The organism is Mesorhizobium sp. BHbdii (genome assembly GCF_053848045.1).
This window is the reverse complement of record NZ_JBSPKX010000247.1, coordinates 1-427: the sequence shown is the minus strand read 5'-3', so window position 1 is coordinate 427 and position 427 is coordinate 1. Positions and strand designations below refer to the sequence as shown.

The 427-nt window shown below is 63.9% G+C and carries 1 pseudogene; it reads left to right on the top strand.

Annotated features, from left to right (window positions below):
• Positions 1–427, top strand: a pseudogene (locus ACWTU8_RS32865) (formate dehydrogenase); the annotation flags it as partial.

Genomic DNA, 427 nt, shown 5'->3' with positions numbered 1-427 from the left:
CGACTGGGTGTGGATCGAAAGCATCAATGGCCGGGTGAAGGGGCAGATCAAGCTGGTCGACGGGGTGAACGAAAGCACGGTCTGGACCTGGAACGCGATCGGCAAAAGGCGCGGCAGCTGGGGCCTCAAGGACGATGCCGCCGAGAGCAATCGCGGCTTCCTGCTCAACCATATCATCGGCGACCAGACCTCGGCCGACGCGCAGGGCAAACGCTATTCGAACTCCGATCCGGTCACCGGCCAGGCCGCGTGGTTCGACCTGCGCGTGCGCATCGTCAAATGCGCTGATGAGGAAACCGGCTTCACCGAGCCGCAATTCGAGCGTTTCAGCCAACCGCCGCATTTCGCGCCTTCGCCCGACAAGCTGAGTTTCTCCGCCGAATTCCGGCGGGCAAGAGAGGCCGCCGAATGGCTTGCCTCCCCGCCC